This window comes from Lacimonas salitolerans, assembly GCF_042677865.1.
Classification (GTDB): Bacteria; Pseudomonadota; Alphaproteobacteria; order Rhodobacterales; family Rhodobacteraceae; genus Lutimaribacter; species Lutimaribacter salitolerans.
The window spans coordinates 1-22,759 of the sequence record NZ_JBHUDD010000141.1 but is presented as its reverse complement, the minus strand read 5'-3'; the positions used below and the strand labels follow the sequence as shown (position 1 = coordinate 22,759).

Sequence of the window (22,759 nt, the reverse complement as noted above, 5' to 3'; positions counted from 1 at the left end):
CACGGATGTTAACAATGCAGGTGGGTCAGTTTTAGATGATCATAACCCACCCAAGTGGGTCACTTTTGCATGCTGATTCACACGCAACTTTGAAAAGGATGGCAGAAATGTCAGGGAATGGTTTGCAGCCCGCAACCAGTTCGCCATAATGTTTGGCGAGCATTTCGACGCTTGAGTATCTGAAACCGCATGGACCGGACCAGATACACAGAGTTCATGACACTCCCGATCCGCCTTTTGCTGCCGGGTCAGGTGAAAGGCGGCATATTTCAGGAAAGGAGTTTCTTATGGTTGATATCAAACCCCAGTTTTTTCCAAACACTGGCAGTGCCTCGTACGAACGCCGCCTGACGCCTGAAGCCCCGTCACGACCGGCTGACCCGACCATGAACAGCCCGACCGGTGCGAAGACCCAACGCGCAGCCGAAAGTGTCGACACCCGGGTTTCCGTCAAGGCGCGCATTCTCAATGCCGTCGGCGGCTTCAAATCATCGGTCGCGGCGGTGACTGGGACAGACTTCAAGATGACCAGCAGCGCCCCAAGGATGGTATCCATCGGGATCGCAAATCCAGCGCTGACCACCGCGTTTTCTGCAAGCATGACCATACGGCAACTGGCTGCGCCGCAGATCATCGTATTCAGATTGGCCCAAAGCGCAAAACCCGACACCGTCTTGCAGCACAGCGCCGGCCAGGTGACGCTGGCCTCTGTCCGGCCGAACCCGCCGGGGCAATCGCAGCAGGCGGGGCAGACACTCAGGATCGGCTCCGGCAATGATACGATCAAGGGCCTTGTTCAAAGCCTGAACGGCCTATCGGGCCTCACGGTGTCGCTGCTGCAAACACGGGAGGGTCTGGCCCTTCTTGTCAAAACCCGTCCAGGATCTGCTCATGCGCTGGAGCCGGCCTCCATCGCGGCGCTGCGACGCCTTTTTCAGCCTGCCCTGCCATCAGGCCCCCAACCCCTTGTCGTGTCAACCGGTGCGGTCGCGGCCAAGGACACACTGGGTGAGCTGAATGGCTGGCCCTTTGTCCATGCCTCGACAACGATGGACACTCTTGTGTCCGGCTATCACATCACAGCCCATGCGCCAGGTCAGGCGCGACTGCAATCCGAGGAGACCATCGCATCCCTGCAAAAACGCGTGGCGGCGCTGCTGCGCGAGATGAACACGCTGATCACGTTTCTTGCAATCACGGCGCAACGCGGCACGGGCACAGCGACAGCCCCGCCACTGTCAGACCGGATGATCGCGCATGTCCTGCTTGACCGGCTGCGCAAGATCGTGTCCCGGCCCATCCACGGCTTTGGGCCCGACCCGGTTTTGCCCTCCGATCTGGGGATCGGAGTCGACGCCGCCCAGTTACTGACACTGAGCGAAGAACGGTTCACCCGGATCGCCAGTCAAAGGCGCGATATGGTTGCCGCGATCATCGGGTCCGGCGCAGGGCAAGATGGCGCCACGCCAGCGCAAGTCGGGCCGCACCTGCTGGCCGGTGGCGTCCATAGGCTGGTCTATGACCCGACGCACAGCCCTGTCATCGCCATGTTGAACGGAACGCCACTGGCCACGGGGCGGGATGCCTTGGGGCGGCCGGTTTTGACCTTGCGCGCACAAACACAAGAGCTTTCCATCGTGCTGAAAGCAGAGGAGCCAATCACCACGGACATCATCTATGGCCAAAGCCTGTTGGACCAGGTGACCGATTTCGCCGCTGCGGTGCTTGATCCCGACGATCCTTTGATACGCGCGGACCCGGCCTCCGATGCAAAAGGCCAAGCGGGCGAACCCGAGGCAGCACCCGCAGACATTATGGTTGCCGCAATGTACATTCGGCAGATCGCCCAAGGCGACGCCGCGCAACCGAATGCCATAGCCACGTTGACCCCTGAAGCGGCCGAGATCGTGGTCTACCTCCTATGGATCGGGCTGTTCATTCCCGATGTCAAAAGGGACCGCCGCAAGAAATGTCGCACCCACACGCCCCATGGCTGGCGCCGCAAGCGCCCCCACCCCAGCTGACGGCACTGCCGCTTGGCTGTGGCGCAAGATTTGCCGATTGCCAAAGCAACGTCAAATCGGGTGAAGATGGACGGGCGGCGTAAGTGAAACGACGCCGGGTCTGTCCGCTCTTGCATATGCGGTGGAAACAGGCCGGCTTAGCCACTGCGGCCAAATGACTGCGCAAACCCGGGCTTTCGCGTTTCGTGGGGCTCTTCCTGCAAGGTCTTGCGCAGGGAGTGCCCATCAAGTTCGAACCGGTGGGCCTGATGCACCAGTCGGTCCAAGATCGCATCGGCAAAGGTCGGATCCGCAATCGTGTCGTACCATTTGGCGACGGGCAGCTGACTTGTGACTATTGTGGATTTTCGCCGGTACCGTTCGTCAACGATTTCCATCAGATCGCGCCGCTCGGACGGTGAGAGGATATCCGGCCCCCAATCGTCGATGATCAGGACATCCGCGCGAACGACCTTGCGGAACAACCGATCGAAATTGCCTGCCTCGCGCGCGGCGGCCAGATCGGCAAAAAGCTGCGGCATCCGATAGTATAATACTGGATGATCTTGACGGCACGCTTCAAAGCCCAAGGCGCAGGCAAGGTACGACTTGCCCACACCACAGGGCCCTGTGATCAGGATAGACTTGCGCGACCGGATCCATCCGCCATCCCGAAGCTTTTCGAAACGCGCCCGATCTAGATTGCGCTGAACCTGGAAATCAATCGTGTCCATCGTTGCGTTTTCATCGCGCAGTTTGGCGACCCGCAAACGGCTTTGCAGCCGACGGGTATCGCGGATTGATTTTTCACGCGCGGCCATCAGGCTGATCCATTCGCTCGGATCCTGATGACGGCTTGCGTCATGCGCAAGAAGTTCCGCATAGACATCCGCCATCCCGTCAAGTTTCAATGCGAGCAACATTTGGTATGTGGGGTGATTGAGCATTCAGCCTGTCCTTTTCAATAAAAGTAGTTGGCGCCACGAATATTCGCATGCGCCATATCAGAGGGGTCAGAGTCCGTCTTGTCCATATCCTGGGAATGTTCGGTCTGCACGCGTGACATCACCCCCGTCAAAGAAATGTCACCTGCGTCAAAGGCTTGCGCGCAGGCCTCGTCAAGATAGTTGTCGCTAGTGTGCTTCAAGGCCAGGATCCCCTCGCACCGGCGAAGGCCTATCACCGATTTCGGGTCTTCGGTCAAAATATGCTCGATCAAGGCCAGCACATTTGGCCCGATCCGTCGCGCCTCGTCGAGCAGATGTTGTGCCTCGGATTTCGGCGCTGTGTCTTGCTTGGCCTGAGGGGGCGGTTTGCTGGCGGAGGCGTTCACAGCCTCGGACATCCGCGGCTTTTGCGGCGTGGGCTTTGGCTTTGGTGCCGGTGTCGTGTCTTGCGCCGTTCCGGTCAGATGGTTGGGTTCTTTCTGGGTGGTGGTGGGCGTTGGCTTCGCCTGTGCCCGCTTGCGTCGTTTTGCCACGACGTCGGGTGTGCGTAGAGCGGTCTTGTTCCTTTGCGCTTTGGGCGCGCGCTTGACCGGGGCGGTGGCCGGCTGGGGAGTGTCCGTCTGATCGGTTGACGCAGAGCCGCCGCTTTTTATGCGCTCTGCCAGACTGTCAAGGCGTGCCCGGATCGCCCTAGTGTTGTCCTGTCGCTGTTTGGCCACCAGATCGCCGCCGCTATCGACCAAGTGTTGGTTTTCCGCCGCCGCCCTGCGTGCGTCGGACATCGACAGGTCCGGGAAATTGCCTAGGACGACCTTGCGTGGCTGACCGTCGACCCGAATGTGCTGTACCCAGATTTGCTCGCCATTGCCACGAACGCGCAGGAACACACCGACACGCCACGTGTCATCGCGCGGTTGCCGCCGGGCAAATTTTGCATTTACGGGTCTTGATCGTGGCTCTTGCGACACGGGCTTATCATCCTCAAGCATGTGCCTGATCCCATACGGTCATTTGATCAGCATCCTAACCGACCATGCGAAAAGGGATCTTGCGACGCGACGTCAACTATCTTTTTTCCATGAGTCCATAAGCGATTGCATGTATTCACCGGTCTTGTTGAGGCTGGTGATAACGGCCTCCATGCGACCGAACTGGATATTATATCGTTCTGTCAGGGCGGCGGCCTTTTCTTCGATGGTTTCCAGCGACAGTTCGAATTCCAGCAGATTTTTGGCAAGTTGCGCTTCGCGCTGTGCCAGAATGCCGTCGCGACCAAGCAAGTCGTCGGCATAGCTGCCCATCTGGTCCGCAAGGCTTTTGCCGTAGCCCACGGTCGTGGTGATCGCCACATCCTGATCAAGGGTCATGGACATGCCATTGGTGCCGTCGCTGGTTGAACGCAGAACGACCTTCCCGGCGCTGTTGGTGCTGACGCTCAGGGCTTCTCCATTCAGCGTGGCTGTGGCCGGTGACGTTGCGGGATCGTAGATCAGCTCGTAGCGGCCCGGCTGCGGCGGCGCGAATGACAGGCCGGTGACTGCAACCCGGTCGTCATCGGCGCTGTACTGGGTTGCGAAAATCGCCTGTGCCATGTCCGGGTTTCCGGCAATGCGCGTGTCGAACACGGATTCGTTGAGCGACAGGCTGCCATCCCGTTCGGTCTGGATTCCAAGCTGGGCCAGAAAGACGGGTTCGTCACCAAAACCGGGGATCGGTTGTGTCGTGAGACTCTTGAGTCGGTCCAGAACGGATTGTGCGGATCGATCTCCGACCAGCGGCCCGGGTTCGGCCCCGTTCACACCACGTTGCGTGGCCGTTTCGAGATAGGATCTAAGGGCGTTCACTTCGGCCAGAAAGCCGTTGACCCGGTCCTTGAGAGAGGCGCTGGTTTCCGCCGAGGTCAGGTTGGAGGTGCCGACGGCATTCAAGGTCACCGTGTGGCCGGCGAACAGATCATCAATCTCGTTCGATCCGCGCGTTATCGTAAGCCCGTCAACGGTGAAACGGGCGTTGGTCGCAGTCGTTTCCGCGGCGGTGACCCCGAGGGGATTTTCCGCGCTGTCGGTTGTCCCGTTCTCTGCATTGCCGGTCATGCCAAGCGCGGTCTTCAGGGCGGTGATCGAGCTGGCGTCCAGCGCGTTGTCGATCCCGTCTTCTGCTTTCACGACCATCGCAACACCGGTGCCGGTATCAAGCAGGGACGCGGTCAGCCCTTCGACGCCGTTGATCGCATCCACCAGCCCGCCAAGTGTGGCGTCGTTGGCGCTGACCTCTGCCGTGCGTGGGTCGGTCCAGTCGGGGGTTTCAAGCGAAATGGACCCGGCAGAGACGGCGCTGCTTCGGGTTGTGTTGGCGTCGAACTTGAACGTCAGCACCTGCGGCGAGGCCAGTTCCACAACGTTGATGGCCGCGGAAATATCCTTGGCGGCGGCTTCGTTGGTCACGTCGATCGAAACGGCACTCGACGAGCTGTCCGCACTTCGAGAGGCGGTTTCGGCTGCCTGCGACATGCCGGCCCTGAACAAACCGATCTCCTGCGACAGCTGCCCCATGGCAGAGATCGTGGTATTCGTGTCCTCGACTCGGCGCTGCGTCAACGAACGCTGGCCACTGGTTTCCGCCTCCACAAGGCCGGATACCAGGCTTTTCAGCTCGATGCCGCTGCCCGAGCGATTGAGTGCGGATATGATGTCTGGTCTGGTATCGCCCATGGCATGCCTCCCCTATCTGTTCAGTAAACGGCGGTGATCGCCGCCGGTTTAGCGTTGCAGGCGATTACATCCGGAAAGTCGCTTGCTTGCAGGCGTAAGTTTTGACGTTGCTGCTGAGCGTGGTGGCGATGGCGCCGGTCTGGCGGTTGATGCGGACCATGCCGTCGCCCCATGTCGCGGTGATCCGGTTATCGTCAGAGGCGGTGATGGTGACTTTTGTCGGCGTGCCGCCCTCGACCGTGCCTTGCTTGCCGATATCAGTGTCCCTGAACACGATACGCGTGAAGGGCGCTCCGACGGCCGAGCAATCGTAGCTTTCCTGATTGAAGCGCGTCATGCTGGCGCAGTCACGCAGGCTGCCGCTAAGAACGAGGGCCGCGATTGACAGTCCGATAAGGGAATTGGCCATGCAGCAAGTCTCCGGATGTGAATGATTACTTGACGTTTTCGGGGTCTTCTGGCGTGTCCGTGTCCGCTGTGCCGGTGTCCGCAGCGGTTGTGCCGATGTCCGGCGTTTCGGGCTCGGCGAGCACTTCGCAGATCCCGCGCTCTGCAAGATCCTTGGCAGAGTTGGCGCTGACCAGGAACACCCCCCCTTTGCGCAATTCAATGCCTTCATGGGTATATGTTTCAAGAAGCCGTACTTGGACCGGGTTGTCGGCCAGTTCTGGGTCACGCCCTGCGTCAGCTATTGCTTCGGGCTCTGGATCCGACGGGGTCGCCACTTGCGCTGACAGCTGTTGGTCGGCTCTGGCCTGATTGGCGAAAACCTCACCAAGGGTGATGTTGCCGGCAACGGGCTGGCCAAGCTGGCAGGCGGTTGTTCTGGCCCGCAGCACCTGGATCCGTGTCCGCATGATCGCCAGCCGTGTGGCGGGGTCTTCGGTGTCTGGCAACATGCCCGCCAGAACCCCCGCTGCCGTCAATGCGGGTGTGTTGGCAAGATGCTGTAAAAGCTTATCCGCGATAGGATCGGTCTTTTTCGGCAGGGCCGCGTTTGGTGACTTACGCGGCTTGCGCGGCGATGGGGCGATTTTTTCGGGCATTCCGGCCTCCGGCTGAGATTTGGCATTCAACTTGCAAAACTCGGACCAGAAACAAGACGTCACGGATGAAATTCATGAACGCTCTCAAGGACCACATTTCTTTTCAGGCCTCAACGCTTGCGTTGCGGGAAAAGCGCAACAACTTGCTGGCCTCCAACATAGCGAACGCAGCGACGCCCAATTACAAGGCGCGCGACATAGATTTCGACCGTGAAATGGCGCGGCAGAACGGCGACAGCCCGGTGCGGATGTCGAGTGTGCGGCACTTTGACAGCATTGCCGGCAATGGGTTGAGCGGCGTGAAATACCGCCAGCCGCTCAATCCGTCTCTTGATGGCAACACGGTGGAAATGGCGGTGGAGCAGATGGAGTTCTCGGAAAATTCCCTGCGCTACATGACAACGCTGACGTTCCTCAACAACCGTATTTCGGGCCTGATGACAGCGATCCGGGGGGAATGATGGCAGAACTAAAGAACATATTCGATATCGCGGGCCGGTCCATGGCGGCCCAGCAGGTCAGGCTGAACACGGTTGCGTCCAATATTGCCAACGCCAATGTCAGGTCAGGCTCGGCCGAGTCGGCCTTTCGCCCGTTGCGCCCGGTGTTCCAGACATATTTCGAAGGCGGTCGGCGCAATGCGGAAATGGCCACAACGGACGTGCGCGATGTTGTCGAGCTTGATCGCGACCCGCAGCAGATCCACGACCCGGGGCACCCGCTCGCCGATGAGCAGGGCTTTGTCTATGTCTCTTCGGTCGATGTGAATGAAGAGATGGTCGATATGCTAGAGGCAAGTCGGCAGTACCAGAACAACCTTGAAGTGGTCACGACGCTGCGCACCCTGATGCTGCGGACCGTGAACATGGGCAAGTCTTAAGGAGCCAAGTGAATGGACGTCGACAACAAGAGCCTGGCGGCTCAGAACGCGCTGCTATCCAAGCTGGGGATCAGCACGACCGACACAAAGAACACGGAACCGAAAGATGAGCTTGGGCAGGCGGAATTCCTGCGGTTGATGACGGTGCAGTTGCAGAACCAGGATCCTTTCGCCCCGATGGACAACGGCGATTTCATTGCGCAGATGGCGCAGTTTTCGTCTGTTGCCGGGATCAGCGAGATGTCCAATACGATGTCGGGCATCGCGGATCAGATTGATCAGTTCAGGCTGGCATCCTCGGTCAACATGCTGGGTCATTCGGTTTTGCTGCCAGGCGATGTTGCGCGGGCAGATAGCGACGGCGAAATTCACGGCATGCTGGATCTTGATCGCGCGTCACTCGACACCCGGATCGACTTTGCGGATGCCGAAACCGGTGAGCTGCTGCACACGCTTGAACTGGGTGCGCGCTCCAGCGGGATGTCCGGTTTTGCCTGGACGGGTCTGCCCGAGCAATACCGCGACGGATCTCGGGGTGTGCGCATGGATGTGTCGGTGAATTATGGTGATGGCCCTGAAGGCCTAATGCCGAATGTCTATGCCGAGGTAATTGGCGCGTCGGGCGCGAAATCGGCCGGAAATGCGACTTTGGAAGTCAGGGATTACGGTGATGTCAGCGCTGCGGAAGTGCTGCGCTTCCGACTGTAAATCCTCGCATCCAAGAATAACGGGAGAGAAACATGTCCTTCTACACTGCTTTGACTGGCCTTAATGGCGCACAATCCGACATATCCGCGACCTCGAACAACGTCGCCAATGTCGGCACCACGGGTTTCAAGCGTTCACGCGCCGAGTTTGGTGATATCTTTGCCACTTCGCCGTTGCAGAACAACTCATCCGCGATCGGTTCAGGTGCGATCCTGAAGGGGGTCAAGCAGCAGTTCACGCAGGGCAACATCGCGTCTTCGCTGAATGCGCTGGACATGGCGATTTCCGGGCAGGGCTTTTTCGCGCTCAAGCCCAGCCTGACATCCACCCAGGTGGTCTACACGCGCAACGGGTCGTTCAATGTCGACAACAACCGGAACGTGGTGGACAGTTCAGGGCAGTTCCTGCTGGCCTATCCGGTCAACGAAGACGGGTCGGTGACCGCCAAGGATATCAACAGCGCGTCGCCGCTGCGGCTTCCGGTGACATCTGGTGATCCACAGGCGACGTCAATGGTTGATCTGGCGGTGAATGTTCCGGCCAGCGCTGATGTGGTGACGGATAAAGAAAAATTCGCAGACGGCTATACCTTTGATCCCGAAGATCCCGAAAGCTTTACGAACTCGACATCGTTCACGATCTTCGACGATCTGGGAAACCCGACCATCGCGACGGTCTATTTCATCAAGACGCAGCGAGCGACGGCCGAAGACCCGACCAACAAGTTCGAAACCCGCCTTGTCATCAATGACGAGGTTGTGCCGCCTGATCTGGTGCCTGCAGTGACCAGCTCTGACGAGCAGATATTCATTGACCGGTTTGGAAACCAGACGACCGCCGTGCCGGACGCAAGCTATACGCTGGAGCAAAAAAGTTCGCCTTTGTACAAGCTCGACGAGCAGAACGACCGGGTGCCGTCACAGCCTGCGGCACTGACCGGGCAGGCAAGCAGCTTCAATTTCGGGGATGAGGGGACGGGTGAAATCGAGATTGTCACCGACCCCATGCAGTTCGGCGCCACATACGAGGCAAATCCGGACGCCAATCAGGGCGTCTATTGGGGACGTGACTTTCTTTTGGTCAACATCGACGACGGTACGCGCCCGGTAAGCATTGATGTCAGGGCGGGCCGGTATAACGCCGAGCAGCTGGCCGCAGAAGTGGAGCGGGCGATCAACGCAGCCCATGACGATGCCCGCAAGCTTGAGATCCAGAAGGGTGTGGATGACAAGATTTCCTTGCAGCTTTTCCAGTCCACCACATCCGGTGACGCGCCGGTTCGCAGCACGCCACTGGAGGTTGATCTGCTGCAACCGTCTTTTGTCTCGATCCAGGCCGGGATGGATTTGTCGGAAAGCACGTCGCCGAATTTCGACCTTGATGTCTTTCTTGCCCATGCTCAGACCCGCCTGAACGATACCTTGAACAGCGATCCAGGTTTCGTTCCGGGCGCGTCAGACAAACAGTTTGCGCAGTTGACCGGTGGGACCAAGATATCCGAGCCGCCAGCGGACCCGGAAGTTTTTGACTTCGAGTTCACCACGCGTGATCTTGGTGTAACCACTGTGACCCCTCCAACGGGCACAAGCAAATGGGGAGTTACCTACAGCAATGGAACGTTCACGGTTTCCGATTTGGACAGCAATACCGGTTCCGTGTCGGGTAATATTACCATCAGTTTTTCTGGTTTTGACGATCTGACGTTTGATATCAGTGGGTTAACGGCCGCAGCCGACGTGGTGACCGCAATTGAAACTGCGGTTGCCAACTCTGGATATTTTCCCAAACTTTTGACAGAAAATGCGGGGGCAAGCACAGATTTTGCTATCATCAAAGACCGTCATTTGGCCTATACAAATGTTGGGGACCGTCCGACAGTGGCCGTGTATGACCAAAAACTTGATGTTTCAACAGGTGGTGACGCCATTAGCTTGGATTCCCAAAATAATCGCTTGATCATCACAATGGGCACTACTGTTGGAACCAGCCTCAATGAGGGTGACACGATCGTGCTCATGGGCGCTAATGAGCAAGCAGAGGCGCTGAACGGTAGGAGTTTTCGGATTACGGGCATAGATGGCGATGAGATCGAAATTGCTACTGGTGGTCTGGGGCTGCCCGAAGAAGATATAAGCATTGCTGGCACAGACTACTTTGTTCTCTCCGGGCGATCCTCGGATGTAGAGGCGTATTTCGAGGGTGCGGCCCTTGACGTAGAAGGATCGGCCACGAGCTTTAATAACCAGCGGCTTGTCCTGCGCGAAACGGATGCCGCGCGCCATGCGTATACTGACAGCGACCTCAACACCGACTTTGGTGTCGATATCTTTGATATAGACATTACGGGGAACGTGACCGGTTCTGATACAACAGCCGCTGAACTTGGTCTCGACAGCACAACCACAGACATGGCTTGGGTGGATGAGCTGAACCCGCCCATAGAGGTTGCATATGATGCGGCGACGCAAAGCATTGTTTTCAATGTGGATCACACGACATTGGGCCCCGGTGGCGCAATCAGCAACCTGTCCGCTATTCAGGTTTCTTCCAGCAGCAACGCTGGTGTGAACGCGTTTGGTCTGGCCGGCAGTTCCTCTCCACGGGTAGAGATCACCAGCGCGACCAGCGTTCAGGGGCAGCCCTTTGTCTTTGACGGTGCAAATCAGGGGGATGGCCCAACGCGGTTCGGGGCCAAGGTCAGCTATGACCGCGAGGCGCGCGCCTTTACCTTCGAAAGCGGGACCACCGGTGAGGCGATTGCACAGGACAAGGCCCTGGGCGTGCCGACGGCGCAAAAAGCCTCGAACATCCAGGTGGGCCGCTATGAAATCGACCCGGCCACAAAGTCCGCTCGTATTCAGCCGGGTGCCGTAGATCTGGCGTCGCGTGTGCTGGCACTGGGTGAAAACGATCTGATGGGAGTGGGCAGCAGCAAGAATGTCAGCTTCGCCGAAGGGACGGGCCTGCAATCGCTTCCGGCCCGTGCGGTGGGCGCGCCAGCGACTGACCCGTTGAATTCCAACCCTGTTTTTTTGAACCCGGCAAACAAAGAGACGACGTTCAACGTATCGGTCAACGGGATCAACGCGGTGATCGAGATTCCGGGCGGCAATTACATCGGTTCGACCTTGGCCGAGCGGCTTCAGGAACGGATTAACCAGATGCAAGACCCGGTGACCGGCAAGACAATCGGCGGCGTCACCGTCCGGTATCAACCGAACGACAACAACTTTGTCTTTACTACCGAGACAACGGGATCGGAGTCGACGATACGGGTCCGGGGACCGGCAAAACTGGGGCTGGATGATGTCCCGCTGGGTATCGGAAGCGTGCCGTCGATCACCAACCTCGTGCAAGCTACCAATGAAAACGGTGTGCCGTTGTTCGTGAACGAAAACGGCGAGATCGTCGACTCCGAGCCGGACAATCTGGTTGAGGGATATTACCCGCTTTACCTTAACGAAGGGGAATTGACCTTTGACAAGACGGGCCGGTTGATCAGCCCGCAGGGTTTGACCCGCTACGAAGCCCAGACCGAGACCTTCTCGATCTCGCTGGATATTGATTACAGCGACTCCTCGCAGCTGGCGACGCCCTTTGTGGTCAACAACCTTGAACAGAATGGCTTTACATCCGGTCGTCTGGACGGTTTGAGCATCGATGCCACGGGTCTGTTGCGGGCCAACTACACCAATGGTCAGAACAAACCACTTGGCAGGATCGTGCTGGCGAACTTCAACAACCAGAACGGCTTGAAACAAGTAGGCAACGCAACCTTTGTTCAGACGGCCTCGTCTGGCGATCCGATTATCGGGGAAGCTGGGACCGAAGGCTTCGGGTCGATCCAGTCGGGTGCGCTTGAGCGGTCGAACGTGGATATTACCGAGGAGCTGGTCAACCTGATCACGGCGCAACGGAATTTCCAGGCGTCGTCCAAGGCGATCGAAACTTCGACGCAGTTGACCCAGACGATCATCAATATCCGTACGTAACCGTAGGGCCGGCGCCTTGGGCGCCGGTCTTTCCCAAAGCGTTCTGCCTTTGACCTGAGAGATCAGGAAAGGTGGAACGCATGAAACGATTGCACGTCGCACAGCGTTTCGTGAAACGCTTTAGTCAGGGGCAGGTCATGGACCGCAATATCCACATCGCTCTCAACAACATGCGCAACATCGGGTCCGAGTTGCGCGTGAATGCGCAGAACATGGCCAACATGAACGTCCCCGGCTTTCGGTCAGATCTTGCGGTCACGCGGCAGGCCCAGTTCGTGGAGGCGTTCGATCAATTTCGCTCGCGGGTCTACAGCCAGCAGGTCGACACGTCCCTCTTTTCATCCGAGCCGGGAAACCTTCAGAACACGGGCCAAGATCTTGATGTGGCGATCCGTGGTGACGGGTATTTCTTTATCGAGCCGGCAACGGGTGGCGACAACGCCTTGTCGCGGCGTGGTGATCTGGGATACGATGCGGAGCGGTTTCTGGTCGATGGCGCGGGCAATCGCGTTCTGGACACCGGATTGGCGCCGATCCAGTTGCCGCAGGCGCGGCGGATCGTGATCCAGGAAACCGGTCAGATCGACCTTGAACTGTTCGGCGCACCGGAAGGCACCCTTGTGCCCGGGCCGATCATCGCCACAACCCTTGCCGAAGACCGCGTTCTGGCCAAATCGCCCGATGGCCACATCCGCACCGCTGATGGTCAAGGTGTTTTACCCCAGCCCGATCAGCGGGCCCGGCTTGCCCAAGGTTCGCTGGAAAACAGCAACGTGAACTCGATCGCGTCGCTTGTGTCCAATATCGAAAGCCAGCGTCATTTCGAGATGAGCGTGAAATTCATCGCCCTTGCACAGGAAATAGACGAGGCCACCAGCCAGGTCATGCGCCTGCCGAATGGCTGATTGACGGCTGAACATGCCGCGTTTGGCACACTTCTTGCATTTTCTTGATCAAATGCAGATTTTACGGAGCTTTCGATGTCCTCCAACGCAATGCACGTTGCCAAGACCGGCCTGAATGCGCAGCAAACGCGCATGCAGGTGATCGCCAACAACCTTTCGAATCTGAACACGGTCGGCTTCAAGAGCGACCGTGCAAATTTTGAAAGTCTTCTTTATCAGGTCAAGCGTTCGGGCGGGGACCAGACATCCGAGGGCACCGCGCTGACCTCGCCGCTGGCGCTTGGAACCGGTGTCCGGGTGGTCAACACGCAAAAGCTTTATTCCCAAGGCGGGATGGTTAATACCGACAACTCTTTTGACCTTGCGATTGACGGTCAGGGATTCTTTCAGGTTCTCATGCCGGATGGCCGGGTGTCTTACACGCGCAACGGGTCATTCTCGCGCAGTGTGGATGGGGCGCTGACCACGCCAAGCGGCTATGTCGTGCAGCCCGAGATCACGATACCCGAAGGCGTGTTGGCGGTGAACATTTCGCAGGATGGTATCGTTTCCGTGCAGGTCGCTGATCAAGAGGCGCCTCAGGAAGTGGGCCAGCTGACACTGGCCTCTTTTGCGAACCCGCGGGGCTTGCAGCCGATCGGGGAAAGCTTCCTTGTGCAAACCGCCGCAAGTGGCCAGCCAACCGTGGCGGCACCTCAGGCGCAGGGCCTTGGCAAGCTGGTGCAGGGCTCTCTTGAATCCTCCAATGTGAACGTGGTTCAACAGCTCGTCGAAATGATCGAAACGCAGCGCGCCTATGAAGTCAGTTCCAAGGCGATCTCGTCGTCTGATGAGATGATGCGTTTTATCTCAAATAACTTGTAAGGTTCTGATCATGGGGTTCCTTCGTTACGCTGTCCTTTGCCTCGCCGTTGGTTCGCTGACGGCTTGCTCCACCTATGTCGAGGATCAGGCAAGCCGAGCGTTTCAGCCGGTGATGCCAGAGTCGTCCGCGCGCTCTGGTCCTGCGGATGGTAGCATCTATCATTCTGGGGCAACGGGTATGTTCGCGTATCAGAGGCGGGCGTCCAATGTGGGTGATGTGCTGACCGTGGCGTTGAACGAATCCTTTCAGGCCAGCAAGTCGCAGATGGCGTCTGCGGGCAAGACGGAAAACGTGACCGCGCAGCTTCCGAGGTTCCTTGGAATTCCGGATCCACAGTTCGGATCGGCACAAACCTTTGAGGGCAAGGGCGCTGCTGAGCAGTCCAATTCGTTTACAGGCTTGGTGACAGTCAGCGTCATGCGTGTGCATGGGAACGGCAATCTTGAGGTTCTGGGCCAAAAGAAGCTGACCCTGAACAACGGCGACGAATATGTCCGCGTCAGCGGCATTGTTCGGCGTGAGGATATTGGGCCGTCCAATGTGGTCAATTCCAACCGTCTGGCCAATGCAGAGATCACGTATATCGGGGCGGGTGATGTAGCAGATACCGGGCGTCGCGGCCTGTTCCCGAAATTGTTTTCCGCGCTGAACCCGGTTTGAGGCGGTGCTGATGCGCCCCGGTCGCAATCTGCTATCCGTGTTGGCAATGGTCCTTGTGATAGTGCCGGCAACCGGTGCATTGGCGGACCGGATCAAGGACCTGGCCAGCGTGGCCGGCGTGCGTAGCAACCAGCTGATCGGGTATGGCTTGGTTGTTGGCCTGGCCGGAACCGGGGACGAAGACCTTGGCATCACGTTGCAGTCGCTGCAATCCATGGTGTCGCGCTTTGGCATGGTGACCGAGCGGATCGACATGGATGGGACCAACGCGGCGGCGGTGATGGTAACGGCGGACCTGCCCCCGTTTCTCAAGCCGGGTCAGACGCTTGATGTCACCGTGTCGGCGCTTGGCCCAGCAGAATCGCTGCGTGGTGGTACGTTGTTGCTGACCCCCATGCTTGGGGCCGATGGGGAAACCTATGCCATCGCACAGGGCAATCTTGTGGTGGGCGGCCTTGGTGTCACGGCAGATGACGGATCGTCGTTGACGGTCAACGTGCCGACTGTTGGCCGCGTGCCGCAGGGTGCAACCGTCGAGAAGATGGTCGATAACCCCTTCATTTCCGGAGATTATCTGGTGCTGAACCTGCACCGGGCGGATTTCACTACGGCGACCAACGTGGCCGAGGCGATCAACGTGGTGTTCGGCGACAACGCCGCAGTGCCGATTGACGCGGCCTCGATCCGGGTTCTGGCCCCCTCGGATCCCGCGCAAAAGGTGTCCTTTGCCAGTCTGATCGAACAGGTCGAGGTGCAGCCGGCAGAGCCGGCAGCCCAAGTGATCGTGAACTCCCGGACCGGGACAGTGGTGATCGGTGGTAATGTCCATGTCACCCCGGCTGTGATCACGCATGGTAGCCTGACCGTGCGTATCCGCGAGGATATGAACGTGACGGCGCAGAGCGAGACGATCATTACCGAGGATGCCTTGGTGAACGCGCCGGGCGAGCCGATCCTGACTCCGGACAGCGAAATCACCGTGGACGAGCCCGAGGCCCGCGCCTTCCTCTTCGATCCGGGAACCGACCTTAGCGATGTGGTGGATGCGATCAACGCGATCGGCGCCACGCCGTCGGATCTTGTGGCCATACTGGAGGCGCTGAAGGTGGCGGGCGCCTTGCGTGCGCAACTGATCATAATCTGATCCACCATAGGGCAGGCCAGCATGACAGATATCAGTTCCACGACATTGGCGATGGCTGTGAGCACATCAAGCCAGGCTGAACGCGGCAAAGGGCTTGGGATGTCACAGGACGCCCAGCTGGAAGATGTCGCCGATCAGTTCGAGGCGCTTTTCGTGAAAAGCATTCTGTCTAGTGCCCGATCCGCGAAATTGGCCGACCCATTGTTAAACAGTGAGGGCAGCAAGACGTTTCTTTCCATGCTGGATCAGGAATATGCAACCGCCTTGGCACAGCGCGAGTCATTGGGGGTCGCAGAGGCCTTGGTGCGACAGTTTCAGCCATCAGTCGAAAGTAAGGACTAACCTTAATGGCCAGTTTGCTCGAAATCGGACGGAGCGCGATCAACGCACAGCGCGAGGCGTTGAACGTCACTGGCCAGAATATCGTGAACGTCAACACCGAAGGCTATCGCAAGCGCGATGCCAATCTGGTCGAGGTTTCCGGCGTTCAAAGCGAGTTGACGGCCCTGACAGCGCAAACCGGGCTTGGTGTGCAGTTGGGCGAGGTGCGGCGCGCCTATGACTCGTTTCTGACCGACAGCAAGCGCACCGCATCGGGCCGATTCGAATCTTCGGTTGCGTTCGTGCAAAAGCTTGAGCGCCTGCAAAACACAGTCCTGCCGAATGATGGTGATCTTGGAACCACCATGACCGCGTTTTTCGACACGCTTGGTCAAGTTGCCGCGCGTCCCGGCGATCTTGCGCCACGCGCCGCCGCGATCGAGATGGGCCGCACGATCAGCAACGCATTCAATACAACCGCGTCGCTGCTGGATGAATTGGGCGACGGGACATTCGACGAGATTTCGACACGCCTGAACGATGTGAACCAGAATCTTAGCGCACTTGCATCGGTCAATGGCAAATTGCGGTCATCCAATCTTGGCGGCAATCCGCCCAACACGCTGCTGGATGAACGCGACCGGCTGATCGACCGGTTGTCGTCGATGGTCCCGGTCAGCGTGGCGATCGGCAATCGCTTTGAGGCCGAAGTGCGTCTTGGTGCCTCGGATGGCGGGCCGATCATCGTGACCGGCGAGGACAGCAAGGTTTTGTCGGCCGGTATCAGCGATCAGGGCAACATCTTTTTCCGGGTCGGGGCTGGGCAGACCGTCTCGCAACTGGAAACCGGCGGCCTGCGTGGCCTGGTCGACGCGTATGGAACGACGCGACGGGCAAGCAACGAGTTGGACATGCTGGCGCGGAATTTCAGCACAGGGATCAATGCCCAGCATTCGCAGGGCATTGATCTTGACAGCCAGCTGGGCCGCGAGATGTTTGCCGTCGCGCAGTTCTCGGCCACGGCCGGCCGCGCGAACGAGGGCACGGCCGAGGCGACCATACGTCTGGTTCCCGGTCGGGCCGACAGCCTTGACCGCATGCAAATGACCTATACCGCGTCAACGGATCGGTGGATCCTGAAGGATGATGCCGGAACCGAGTTGGCGACGGGACGGACGCGGCTTGAAATCGACGGCGCAGTGATCGACGTGACAGGGACCCCTGAGGATGGCGACACGGTGACGTTCACGCGCGATCCCGGCGATGCCGCGCGGATCGCGTTTCTCTTGGAACGGCCTGAAGAGATCGCCGCGTCGTCCACCACCGTGATCTCACCGGATACGACCAATCTGGGGTCGGCCGCTTTGACCTCGCAACCGGCGGTGGGCGAAAGCTCGGGTATCGCACCATTGACGGATGTGCTGGCCAACAACCTATCGCCGGTCGCGGCACAAGAGCTTTTGCGGGGCGGCGTGATCGGCAGCATACCGCGCGGCACCAAGGACATCACCCTCGCCAGTCTGGCCACGCAGGCGACCGCATCCATCGCGGCCACGGTCGACGCGGATATCGGGGCGTTTACCCTGACGCTGGATGGCGACGACGTTCACAGCTTTGACGTGCGACCAAGCGACGTTTTTAAACTAAAAGCAGGCGAAGTTGTCAAAAACAATTGGGAGTCGGGCGCGGAAATTGCAAAATACCTTGATATGGGTGTTGTCGAATCTGACAAGGGAAAAACCCTTGCGGATCTGGGCATAAGCGTTGCCGGATCGGCCACGGGGTTGGCTTTTGCTTCTGACGGATCGCGCAGCTTGACCGCGGCCTCTGCAGTGTCGTCCACGGGTGCGTCGATCGGGGCCACCGTGACACAAGGGCAGCAGGCCTCGGATATCCGGGTGTTTACCCGAGAGGGCCGGCAGATCGCCGGTATACCGCTCGATACGGATGAGGTTGCCAATCTTCTGACAGTAGATAACGGTTTTACCCGCGAGGCAGAGTATCGCGCGGATTACAATTCGGTGGCGGGGGGTGTGGGCTATCGTGGCATTGATGTCACGCAAAGCCAGACGGCATCATCGCCGCTGACGGGCGGCGCGCACAAGGTATCCGCCAACCTTATTGGGCTTTCGGCCGCTACCGGGACGACGCTTTCGGAAGGCAATGTCGGGATTTCCTTGGACAGCAACGTCAATCAGACGCAGGGTCAAACGATTACGCTGGATATGGCCACTGGCTTTGTCCGGTCGGCCACGATCCCGGCGGGGGCCGATGCCGCCTTGATCGCGGATCGCGCGAATGCCTCTTTCGCGCCGGTCGGCGTTCGCGCCAATGCAATGACGGCCCTGCGCCTGTCGCTTGATCCGTCGGCCACGGATGGATCCGTCCAGTTCGACCTTGGCGGTCTCGATGGCGATCCGTTGACGATTTCGGCACAGATCAGCAATGGCGATCTGAATGCGCTGGTCAGCGCGGTCAACAGGCGCAGCGATGACACGGGCATCACCGCTGAGGTGTCGTTGTCCGGCGATGCGGTGACGCTGGTTCAGGATGACGGGTTCGATATCGCGATCAGCAACATTTCCCCGAATGGTGTTGGTTTCGACGCGGTGGCCCTGGATCAGGAATTCAACCCGTTGAGCCTTGGCGGAACTCCGACATCCGCCATTCCCTTTCTGAATGAAATGCGGGTCAGCGGCACCGTCTCGTTCCTCAGCAGTTCCGAGTTCGAGATCAGAAGTGACGCTACTGGGGCCGAGACGCTGACCTCCGCCTCCGAGCCGGTCACCGGCGGTCTGGTGGCGCGTGAGTTCTCGAACGGTGGCACAGCGGCATCGCTGGTGTTCAATATCGACCCGATGATTGACGGACCATCGACCAGTGTTGACGGGACCAATGTGCACGCGCCGTCCTCACGCTATGAGGCGGTGGTGACTGCCGATAACGGGTCGACCTTCACGGCCAGCGTGTCGGCTGCGGATTTGACCCCCGGAACCCTTTCGGGCGATGCGGTGGCACAGGCCATGGCGGCAGAATTACGCGCCCAGGCCCCGGTGCCGACCCTGACCGGGGCTGCGCGCGCCATCGGGGATTTCCCGCCTGTGGGGACGACCGCGCGCTTCATGCTGGGCGGTGCCGAGTATACACTGAGGCGTGTCGAGGGCGGCGACCCGACCCGTCTGACGGCCTTGGACTTTGAGATCACAGGCCCGGAAAATGGGCGTTTGGTGCCCCGTGTGGACGAAGTGGACGGCGATTTCGCGCTGTCACTTGGCGTTGTGGGTGGCCAGTTATCGGGCGCGGGGCCTGTGCCGGTGTCCGAATCCACGGCCGCCCAATTCGGGTTGAGTACCGCGCAGACAACGTCGTCATTGCAGGGGCGCGCCATCGCGTCGGACCTGCCAAATGGGGCCTACATAATTGACGTATCGCTTGGCGGTGTGTCAGGTAGCGTCACGGTAACAAAGTCGGCAACCGGATTGATCCCTGTGCCCGCCGGGTTGGACAATAGCCTGCAAGCCGAAATCGAGAATGACGACGATGGTACCGACTTCCTTGTTTTGAGCGCAAAACAGACCGGCCTTGGACAGTTGAGCGTGACTGGCGGAGACGACGCGACCGCGCTTGGCCTCAGGATCGGCACGGTTGGCCTGACAGTTGATGCAGGTGTGCTCAACGCCCGCAGCACGACGGCTTCTGCGATTGATGTCGTGGCCGGCGCGACCAGCACAGCGGGCTCCTATCTGCGCCTGAGCGATCTGCCGGACGAAGAGCTTATCGTCGTGATGAGTGATACAGGTGCCAAGCGGATCGCGGCCCAGTTCGAGATCGGCTCCCCGAGCGGTGCTGGGGACCGCAAACCGGAAAACTTCCGGGTCGAGATGATGGACGATGGCACCAGTCGAGTTGAACTGTTCGACGTGGAGACGGGTGCGTCGATCGCGACGCGAACGTCAAACGGTCTGGCGCGGTTCAATGTCTCGGGGCAGGATGTCGAGCTTTCTGGATTTGCCGAAACGGGGGATACGTTCACTCTGGTTACCGGACGACGGTCACCGGGTGATGCGCGCAATCTGGACGAGATGCTGAACCTTGGCCAACAGCGGACAGGCTTTAAAAGCTATCAAGACGAATTCCGCGCCATCGCCGCCGGTATCGGTGCCACGCTTGAGGCCGCGCGCCTGACCAGAACGTCGAATGAAGCGGTCTATGAAGCGGCCGTGGCATCGGAAAGTGAACTGAGCGGCGTGAACCTTGACGAAGAGGCCGCCAAATTGATCGCGCAACAACAAGCATATCAGGCGGCAGCACGCATACTGCAAACCGCACGTGAGATGTTCGATACCCTTATCCGGATTTCGTGAGGCCAATCATGTCTGTTTCGACCAAACTTTTCGCTGACCAGATGCTGAACCGCTTTTCGCGGATCAATGACGAAATCGAACTGCGTCAAACCAAGATTTCGACCGGACAAGAGATTACCCAGGCATCGGACAAGCCGATTGATGCGGTCAGGCTGTCCGCGCTGGAAGAACGCTCAACCCAGCTTGCCGGTTTCGTGCGCAATGTCAGGACAGCACAGGAAAGCCTGACCCTTGCGGATGCGGAACTGACATCGGCATTCGACATGTTGACGCGGCTGCGTGAAATCGGGACGGCCGCCAACAGTGACACCATCGCACCGATCGACCGTGAGGCGTTTCGCGTCGAAGTCGCCCAGATCCGCACGGCGCTTGTCGGTCTTGCCAACAGCCGCACAACGGACGGGCAGGCGATATTTGCGGGCTATGCCACAGATACCACGCCGTTCGCGCTGAATGCGAGTGGCGGGATAGACTTCAAGGGTGATGGCGGCGAGCACACGCTTGCAGCGTCCGAAACCATGCGTTTGCCGACCTCGGTAAATGGCGGGCGTGTCTTCATGCAGGTCGAGACCAATTCGGGGATGGCCAGTATTTTCGACATTGTCGACAGTTTCGAGGCCGCGCTTTCCACCAAGGAGTTCGTTCGAGACAGCTTGTCGGTGCCCGGCGACCCCGGGCTGTCGTTGCAGTTCAACGGGGATCGGGTGCCGCGAGACGTGAGCTTTGTTATCGAGGGACCGTCGGGCCGTACGGCCGTGAATGTCAGTGAAGTTGTGGGAGGGTCGAACGACCGCCTGATCGAAGCGATCAATGCGCAAAGCGTTGCCACGGGCATCACTGCCGAACTGTCAGAGAACGGGCGTCTGCAACTCTCTGCCGGGACCGGGACCGTCACGATATCCGAGCTCGACGTCGAAGGCGTGAACCGTGCCAGCAAGGATCCGAAATTCACCTTCACCACGGATGGTGTGCCGGCGCAGACCCTTGCACCGGTCGCGCAGCAATTGGGGTCGCAGTTGACCAAGCTGATCGATGCCGGTCAGCACATCGCATTGTCGCGGACCACAGTCGGGGCCAGGTTGGAGCGCGCAGAGTCTCAGGAAGAAAACCTGCTAACCAGATCCGTAGCGCTGGATACGCAGCTCAATGATCTGTCGGCGGCGGATCTGGAACGGGTGATCACGGAGTTGCAAAGCCTTCTTGTCAATCGCGACGCGGCGCGACAGGCGTATTCCAAAATCAGCCAAAGCAGTCTTTTCGACTTTTTGAACTAGGGTCTGTTGAGATTCAGGATTCCCCTTTGGGCTGATTTCTGATTCAAACTTCCAAAATGGAGGTTCGAATGGATGAGAGCAGGTTCGTGATCAAAGATCATCAGTGGGAGAAGATGGAGCCGCATTGCCTCGGGCGCAAACGGGACCCCGGTCGGACCGGGATGGACCCGCGCCTCTTCCTGGAAGCTGTATTTTGGATCGCGCGGACTGGCGCACCGTGGCGCGATCTGCCGACAGATTTTGGAAACTGGAACACAGTCTATCGGCGCTTTCGTGACTGGGCACGAGCCGGCGTATTTGATCGGATATTCAATGCCTTGAGCGATGAGCCCGATATGGAGATAGCGATGGTGGACGCAACGATCGTAAAGGTTCACCGCGCCGGACAGGGCTCAAAAGGGGGTCTCTCAGTCAGGCTATAGGCAAATCGAAAGGCGGCTGGACCACCAAGATCCTGGCGCTGACAGATGCGCTTGGCAATCTGGTCCGCTTCATCCTGCTACCGGGCAATCGCTATGACACGGTCGGTGTCGCGCCTCTGATCAAAGGGCTGCAGTTTGATGCGCTGCTCGGCGACAAGGCCTATGACAGCAACTGGATCATCGCGGACATGAACTCGCGTGTAAGCGCCGTTTCCATCCCATTGCCCCTTTCTACCCGATCCGAGACAGAAAGCCCAATAAAACAACGCCAAAACTGACCCGGTGAGTCCTCCTGCCGCAGCTGGTGGCAACACCCGTTGCGCCACCACCCGCCGCCAATCCAGACCTTCGAACAGCGCTTCAAATTGCGCCCGCGACAGGCGCATCACCCCGTCTTGCACCTTCGGCCAGGCGAAGCTGCCCTGTTCCAGGACCTTGTACCTCACGAGGGAATGCAGGCCTGACTGACGCAGGTGAGCAGTTAGTTCGGGTGACGCATCCGTTTCATCTGTTGTTT

The 22,759-nt window shown here is 59.0% G+C and carries 20 protein-coding genes; 14 read left to right on the top strand and 6 right to left on the bottom strand.

The genetic code is table 11. The features are described from left to right. Nucleotides 1–214: 214 nt before the first annotated feature. A complete protein-coding gene (locus tag ACFTOW_RS15280; RefSeq protein ID WP_379917218.1) occupies nt 215–787 on the bottom strand; it encodes a hypothetical protein in 573 nt (190 codons plus the stop codon). Between the two features lie 184 nt (nt 788–971). Between ACFTOW_RS15280 and ACFTOW_RS15275 the strand changes: the two genes are divergently transcribed. Beyond that, nucleotides 972–2,024, top strand: a complete 1,053-nt coding sequence (locus tag ACFTOW_RS15275) for a hypothetical protein (RefSeq protein WP_379917216.1) — start codon at nt 972–974, stop codon at nt 2,022–2,024. Between the two features lie 137 nt (nt 2,025–2,161). Here the strand turns inward: ACFTOW_RS15275 and istB are convergent, their stop codons facing one another. The 5 genes from istB to ACFTOW_RS15250 form a co-directional block, all read right to left on the bottom strand. Further along, nucleotides 2,162–2,950 carry an IS21-like element helper ATPase IstB gene (istB, locus tag ACFTOW_RS15270; protein WP_379917214.1) on the bottom strand — a complete coding sequence of 263 codons (789 nt, stop codon included), beginning with the start codon at nt 2,948–2,950 and terminating at the stop codon, nt 2,162–2,164. Between the two features lie 14 nt (nt 2,951–2,964). Beyond that, nucleotides 2,965–3,939, bottom strand: a complete 975-nt coding sequence (locus ACFTOW_RS15265; RefSeq protein ID WP_379917212.1) for an Arm DNA-binding domain-containing protein — start codon at nt 3,937–3,939, stop codon at nt 2,965–2,967. 72 nt (nt 3,940–4,011) lie between these two features. Next, nucleotides 4,012–5,661: a flagellar filament capping protein FliD gene (gene fliD / locus ACFTOW_RS15260; RefSeq protein WP_379917210.1), complete on the bottom strand. Its 1,650-nt coding sequence runs from the start codon at nt 5,659–5,661 to the stop codon at nt 4,012–4,014. Between the two features lie 64 nt (nt 5,662–5,725). Next, the gene (locus tag ACFTOW_RS15255; protein ID WP_379917208.1) at nt 5,726–6,070 is read right to left on the bottom strand and encodes a hypothetical protein; all 345 of its coding nucleotides are present in this window, start codon (nt 6,068–6,070) and stop codon (nt 5,726–5,728) included. Between the two features lie 25 nt (nt 6,071–6,095). Then, the gene (locus ACFTOW_RS15250; RefSeq protein ID WP_379917206.1) at nt 6,096–6,707 is read right to left on the bottom strand and encodes a hypothetical protein; all 612 of its coding nucleotides are present in this window, start codon (nt 6,705–6,707) and stop codon (nt 6,096–6,098) included. Nucleotides 6,708–6,781: 74 nt separating this feature from the next. Here ACFTOW_RS15250 and flgB point away from each other — a divergent pair, with 74 nt between their 5' ends. The 13 genes from flgB to ACFTOW_RS15185 all read left to right on the top strand — a co-directional run bounded on the left by flgB (nt 6,782) and on the right by ACFTOW_RS15185 (nt 22,520). Continuing rightward, nucleotides 6,782–7,168, top strand: coding sequence for a flagellar basal body rod protein FlgB (flgB, locus tag ACFTOW_RS15245; RefSeq protein WP_379917222.1), 387 nt, complete (start codon nt 6,782–6,784; stop codon nt 7,166–7,168). Beyond that, nucleotides 7,168–7,587 (top strand): flagellar basal body rod protein FlgC, encoded by a 420-nt coding sequence (flgC, locus tag ACFTOW_RS15240; RefSeq protein ID WP_379917204.1) that lies wholly within the window; start codon nt 7,168–7,170, stop codon nt 7,585–7,587. The genes flgB and flgC overlap by 1 nt, the downstream gene beginning before the upstream one ends. A 12-nt stretch (nt 7,588–7,599) precedes the next feature. Then, nucleotides 7,600–8,295: a flagellar hook assembly protein FlgD gene (locus ACFTOW_RS15235; protein WP_379917202.1), complete on the top strand. Its 696-nt coding sequence runs from the start codon at nt 7,600–7,602 to the stop codon at nt 8,293–8,295. A gap of 32 nt (nt 8,296–8,327) precedes the next feature. Then, nucleotides 8,328–12,287, top strand: coding sequence for a flagellar hook-basal body complex protein (locus ACFTOW_RS15230; protein WP_379917200.1), 3,960 nt, complete (start codon nt 8,328–8,330; stop codon nt 12,285–12,287). Nucleotides 12,288–12,367: 80 nt separating this feature from the next. Further along, complete coding sequence (locus ACFTOW_RS15225) at nt 12,368–13,192, top strand: flagellar hook-basal body complex protein (RefSeq protein ID WP_379917198.1); 825 nt, start codon at nt 12,368–12,370, stop codon at nt 13,190–13,192. A 75-nt stretch (nt 13,193–13,267) separates the two neighbouring features. Further along, nucleotides 13,268–14,056, top strand: a complete 789-nt coding sequence (gene flgG, locus ACFTOW_RS15220; protein ID WP_379917196.1) for a flagellar basal-body rod protein FlgG — start codon at nt 13,268–13,270, stop codon at nt 14,054–14,056. Between the two features lie 10 nt (nt 14,057–14,066). Then, a complete protein-coding gene (locus tag ACFTOW_RS15215; RefSeq protein ID WP_379917194.1) occupies nt 14,067–14,717 on the top strand; it encodes a flagellar basal body L-ring protein FlgH in 651 nt (216 codons plus the stop codon). A gap of 46 nt (nt 14,718–14,763) precedes the next feature. After that, nucleotides 14,764–15,861 (top strand): flagellar basal body P-ring protein FlgI, encoded by a 1,098-nt coding sequence (locus ACFTOW_RS15210; protein ID WP_379917192.1) that lies wholly within the window; start codon nt 14,764–14,766, stop codon nt 15,859–15,861. 21 nt (nt 15,862–15,882) lie between these two features. Beyond that, complete coding sequence (locus ACFTOW_RS15205) at nt 15,883–16,203, top strand: rod-binding protein (RefSeq protein WP_379917190.1); 321 nt, start codon at nt 15,883–15,885, stop codon at nt 16,201–16,203. Nucleotides 16,204–16,208: 5 nt separating this feature from the next. After that, the gene (gene flgK, locus ACFTOW_RS15200) at nt 16,209–20,546 is read left to right on the top strand and encodes a flagellar hook-associated protein FlgK (RefSeq protein ID WP_379917188.1); all 4,338 of its coding nucleotides are present in this window, start codon (nt 16,209–16,211) and stop codon (nt 20,544–20,546) included. 8 nt (nt 20,547–20,554) lie between these two features. Then, complete coding sequence (gene flgL / locus ACFTOW_RS15195; protein WP_379917186.1) at nt 20,555–21,820, top strand: flagellar hook-associated protein FlgL; 1,266 nt, start codon at nt 20,555–20,557, stop codon at nt 21,818–21,820. A gap of 68 nt (nt 21,821–21,888) precedes the next feature. Then, complete coding sequence (locus tag ACFTOW_RS15190) at nt 21,889–22,242, top strand: IS5 family transposase (protein WP_379917184.1); 354 nt, start codon at nt 21,889–21,891, stop codon at nt 22,240–22,242. Further along, nucleotides 22,239–22,520 (top strand): transposase, encoded by a 282-nt coding sequence (locus ACFTOW_RS15185; protein WP_379917220.1) that lies wholly within the window; start codon nt 22,239–22,241, stop codon nt 22,518–22,520. Before ACFTOW_RS15190 ends, ACFTOW_RS15185 begins: the two co-directional genes overlap by 4 nt. The last annotated feature ends 239 nt before the right edge of the window (nt 22,521–22,759 follow it).